This window comes from Rugamonas violacea, from assembly GCF_016461825.1.
Taxonomy (GTDB): domain Bacteria; phylum Pseudomonadota; class Gammaproteobacteria; order Burkholderiales; family Burkholderiaceae_D; genus Rugamonas.
The window spans coordinates 47,400-50,909 of sequence record NZ_JAEMNU010000048.1; the positions used below are offsets into that span (position 1 = coordinate 47,400).

4 protein-coding genes are annotated in these 3,510 nt (G+C 64.3%); all 4 read right to left on the reverse strand.

Features of this window, described 5'->3' with window-relative positions; translation table 11 throughout:
* Positions 1 to 135 precede the first annotated feature (135 nt).
* Positions 136 to 291, reverse strand: coding sequence for a hypothetical protein (locus H7U20_RS10295; protein ID WP_199759061.1), 156 nt, complete (start codon positions 289 to 291; stop codon positions 136 to 138).
* A 42-nt stretch (positions 292 to 333) separates the two neighbouring features.
* Positions 334 to 639 carry a DUF167 domain-containing protein gene (locus H7U20_RS10300; protein WP_199759062.1) on the reverse strand — a complete coding sequence of 102 codons (306 nt, stop codon included), beginning with the start codon at positions 637 to 639 and terminating at the stop codon, positions 334 to 336.
* Positions 636 to 1,151: a YggT family protein gene (locus H7U20_RS10305; RefSeq protein WP_199759063.1), complete on the reverse strand. Its 516-nt coding sequence runs from the start codon at positions 1,149 to 1,151 to the stop codon at positions 636 to 638. The genes H7U20_RS10300 and H7U20_RS10305 overlap by 4 nt, the downstream gene beginning before the upstream one ends.
* Before the next feature lie 94 nt (positions 1,152 to 1,245).
* Positions 1,246 to 2,469, reverse strand: coding sequence for a hypothetical protein (locus tag H7U20_RS10310; RefSeq protein WP_199759064.1), 1,224 nt, complete (start codon positions 2,467 to 2,469; stop codon positions 1,246 to 1,248).
* Between the last annotated feature and the right edge of the window lie 1,041 nt (positions 2,470 to 3,510).

The window sequence follows — 3,510 nt, forward strand, 5'->3', positions numbered from 1 at the left end:
CGGACCCGCCGGGTCCGACCCCGGCTTTCCGCCCTTGGGTGGCTCTCGCCGCCGCCGGCGCCCCAACAAAAAAGCCCCGGCCGCAGCGATGCGGACGGGGCTTTTTCACGTGCCGCCGCGCGGCGCGGCGCGCGCTCAGCGCGTGGACGCCGGCGCCGGTGCGGCCGCTGCCGCGTCCGCGCCGAACAGCGAGTGCTCGTACTTGCCCCACTCGTAAGTCGGCTGGTTCGAGCTGGCGCAGCCGCCCAGCACCAACAAGGCCACGCCACACAGGATCGATCGTTTCATCATGCCACCTCCAGGTTATCAACAAAATGGACGCCGCCGGCTCGCTTATGGCTCGCCCAGCAGCTGTTTCGCCACGCTCTCCGGCGTCAGTCGGCTGCTGGACAGCTCCAGCAGCTTGCGTTTGTTCGTTTGTCCATGCGTCAGCGCGATCGCGCTCTTCGGCAGGGACAGGGTGTCGGCCAGGAAGCGGATCAACGCCTCGTTGGCCTTGCCTTCGATCGGCTGCGCGTGCAGCTTGATCTTCAGCGCGTCTGCCAACACGCCGATCACCTCGGTCTTCTTGGCGTTGGCCTGAATCTGCACCGCCAGGCGGACGCCGCCCGGCAGCTGCGAACACCAGGCCGGCTTCATAGCCCGCTAAATAACATCCCCAGCACCAACTGGGCGATCTGCAACAGGATCAGCGCCACCAGCAGCGACAGGTCGAGGTTGCCGACCAGCGGCACGACGCGGCGCAGCGGCTTGAGCAGCGGCTCGTTGAGCGCGCGCACGAACGGCGCCAGCGGTGCGTGCGGATTGACCCAGCTGAAGATCGCCTCGACCACCAGCAGCGCCATGAAGCCGTAGAGTATCCACTGCAGGAAGCGTAGCAGCGCCTGGATCAACACGACGTGCACGGTCCAGCCGGCGATGAACATCACCGAGGTGGCCAGCAGCACGATCAGGAAGGCGCCGATCAGGCTGGCCCAGTCGTAGCCGCCGACGCCCGGCACGATGCGGCGCAAGGGACGCACCAGCCAGTCAGACAATTGGAAAGTGAATTGGGCAACCGACGACGGCGGCCGGACGCGGATCGCCTGCATCCAGAAGCGCAACAACAATGCCCCGCCCAACAAGGTGGCGATGGCATCGACAATCAACATAACAATACTAAGCACGAGGTCCCTCCAAAAAAAAGCCGCTGTGTGATTGTCTCACACAGCGGCAGCTTGCCTCAGCAGGCACCCAAGTATTTGCTTAGGATGGACGCGTGCTGGTTGGGAAAGGCCAGGCGGCGGCTGGTGCCAGCACGGTCTTGGCTGCCGGAGCAGCGGCGGTGACGGCGGCGGCCGGTTTGGCGACCACGGCTTTTTTCGGCGCGGCGGCTTTTTTCACCACTGGCTTGGCTGCTGCGACCGGTGCCGCGACTGCTGCCGCCACCACTGGCGCCGGAGCGGCGACCGGCTTAGCGACCGGCTTGGCGGCGGCTTTCTTGGCGACCGGCTTGGCTGCTGCCGGCTTGGCTGCTGGAGTCGCGGCCGGCTTGGCGGCGACCTTAGCTACCGGCTTTTTTACTGCTGGCTTAGCCGCTGCCTTTGCAGCCGGCTTGGCGGCTGCTGCTTTTACGGCTGGTTTGGCTGCTGGCTTGGCTGCTGCTTTGACGGCTGGTTTAGCAGCTGGCTTGGCGACGGCTTTGGCGACCGGCTTTTTCGCCGCCGGTTTGGCGGCGGCTTTGGCGGCTGGCTTGGCGGCGGCTTTGGCCACCGGTTTCGCGGCGACCTTGGCGGCTGGTTTGGCCACTGCTTTTTTAGCGGCTGGCTTGGCGGCGGCCTTCTTGGCTACCGGCTTGGCGGCGACCTTGGCTTTGGCGACCGGCTTGGCGGCGGCTTTCGCTTTGGCGGCTGGCTTGGCGGCGGCTTTTTTTGCGACCGGCTTGGCGGCGACCTTGGCTTTGGCGGCTGGCTTGGCGGCGGCTTTCGCTTTCACGGCTGGCTTGGCGGCGGCTTTTTTGGCGACCGGTTTGGCGGCGACCTTGGCTTTGGCGACCGGCTTGGCGGCGGCTTTCACCGCAGGTTTGGCTGCCGCTTTTTTGGCGACTGGCTTGGCTGCGGCTTTTTTGGCGACCGGCTTGGCTGCCGCTTTGGCCTTCACTGCTGGCTTGGCGGCTGCTTTGGCTTTGACGGCTGGTTTGGCGGCGGCTTTTTTGGCCACCGGTTTAGCGGCTGCCTTGGCTTTGACGGCTGGCTTCGCAGCGGCTTTCAGCGCTGGCTTGGCTGCCACTTTGGCTGCCGGCTTGGCTTTCGCCGCCGGCTTGGCGACGGCTTTCACCGCTGCTTTGGCGGCTGGTTTAGCGGCTGGTTTTGCTGCGGCTTTCGCGGCTGGCTTGGCAGCGGCCTTGGCTGCGACTACCGGCTTTTTAGCGGCAGGGGCGGCCTTGGCGGCTGGTTTCTTTACTTCGGATTTCTTAGCGGCTGTAGCCATTTTTGTCTCTCCTTCATCTGGGATGGGAAAAAATCACGCACAAGATTAAAACCCGTCCGGCCCAGGATTGGGCCAGGCGAATTATTCATCGGCGCAAACGGTAGGGTTTGCGCTAATGAATTCGGCACCAGCTGAACTGCTGCAATTGCTCACGTATTGCAGCGCTTCAGCCATCGACTTGCGCCGCCGCCCTGTTGCGGGCCGGCGGCATTGTCTAAATCTTGTCGCGACGTCTTGCGGGTTTTCGGGCGTGCGTTCAGCACCGTCACCGACGTCGTTGTCACTGCAGCGTTTTAATTTTCAAAGAAAAAACCGCCCGGCCTGAAATCAATCAGGCAAGGCGGCCGAAAAAAAAACGGTGTGGACTTGTGCATATCTGTGCGATCTAGTTCCCAATTTTTCGATCTTCTGCCGTGCTGCGCGGTTCGAACTACGCCGCATTCACAAACACGCTATTTCAATCTCGTAAAGTACACGAAAACCTTACTTGGACGCAACCAGCACGACAACTATTCAACGCTTTTTTGCAGCATACGCCCGCCGACCGCGCCGCGCGGCGCACCGCGTCGTCCTCGCGCGCGCCGCCGCGACGCCACGACGCCGCGCCATCGGCGCCGTTTTACGCGGCGCCGGGCGCGACGAAAAAAACCGCCGCGCCAAAGCGCACCAATTGCCGCCTGGGTGTATCCGATCGCGCCAAGTCCGGCGCGGTTCGCCGCAGCCATCACGGCGCGCGGCGCGACGCGGCACGCGCCACGTCCATCTCCACTCTGCTCTGTTTTCAAATTCGTCGCGATTATGAGACACGGGGCAGGTCTTGGCAAGCGGATTGCCGCAGCGGTGCGCGCGGACGGCGCATGGACACTGGCGCGCGCATGAAAAGCGCGGCCTTCAAGACGCCGGCGAGGCGGACAAAACCCGACGGCGCAGAGCCGGGGACGGACCCGCGGGGTCCGACCCTCGATGCGCGCCGCTGGTTTTTTCCGGCATGCCGGCGCGCCGCGCGGACATAAAAAAACCCGGCGCCGAGGCGCCGGGTTG

What these genes read in the sequence shown, in the direction of transcription:
- H7U20_RS10295 (WP_199759061.1), bottom strand. Translation starts at nt 291, where the DNA reads ATGATGAAACGATCGATCCTGTGTGGCGTGGCCTTGTTGGTGCTGGGC.
- H7U20_RS10300 (WP_199759062.1), bottom strand. Translation starts at nt 639, where the DNA reads ATGAAGCCGGCCTGGTGTTCGCAGCTGCCGGGCGGCGTCCGCCTGGCG.
- H7U20_RS10305 (WP_199759063.1), bottom strand. Translation starts at nt 1,151, where the DNA reads ATGTTGATTGTCGATGCCATCGCCACCTTGTTGGGCGGGGCATTGTTG.
- H7U20_RS10310 (WP_199759064.1), bottom strand. Translation starts at nt 2,469, where the DNA reads ATGGCTACAGCCGCTAAGAAATCCGAAGTAAAGAAACCAGCCGCCAAG.